1 pseudogene is annotated in these 665 nt (G+C 58.0%); it reads right to left on the reverse strand.

What is annotated here, in order from left to right:
• Positions 1-665, reverse strand: a pseudogene (locus EOC06_RS41035) (ATP-dependent endonuclease); the annotation flags it as partial.

Consider the following 665-nt stretch of genomic DNA (forward strand, 5'->3'; position numbering starts at 1 on the left):
GTGATGGTTGTATGCACCTTGGTGCCGACCTTGCGGTCAGCCATCTCGACGACTCGGACGAGGTCGAGTTCATTTGGACCGACCAGAAAAGGCGAGTGCGTCGTGTAGACCGTCTGGTTGGACTCCGAGAGCATGGAGATCGTGTTCCGGAAATCACGCTGCTTCAGCGCGTGCAGGCTCATTCCCGGCTCATCAAGCAGCAGGATTGCGTTTGCATGTTTGTCCTCCGTCTCGGAGAAGAACACCACGAAAAACGAGACCAGCCACTGGAAACCCTCTGATCGCTGATCCAGTTCGATCTCTACGCCCAGGCCATCCTCGACCACGACCTTGAGATATTGGCCGTCAGCGGTGATCCTGAGCCGACTGGCTTCGGCGCGTTCTGGGTTCGGGTTCCAGACTTTTACGATCTGGTCCGTGAGCCGAACACTCGCGGCGTTCAGTTGGTAAGAGCGGTTGTCGAGCTGATCTCTGTATTTCTTTTGGGCGTCCGCGTCCGCGTCCTTGGCACTGGGCTCGGCCGCCTTACCGAGGTCCGACAGCTCTCGCGCCGTGAAGCCGAGGAGCTTAAGGAGGCACTGATTTCCGTAGTCATACTGGGCATCGTCGAGCAGGTTTTGTTCGATGCGGGTCGCGAGGTGATCAAGATGAATGAGCGGCCGGAC

The organism is Mesorhizobium sp. M7A.F.Ca.MR.362.00.0.0 (assembly GCF_004023175.1).
In the GTDB taxonomy this organism is placed as follows: Bacteria; Pseudomonadota; Alphaproteobacteria; order Rhizobiales; family Rhizobiaceae; genus Mesorhizobium.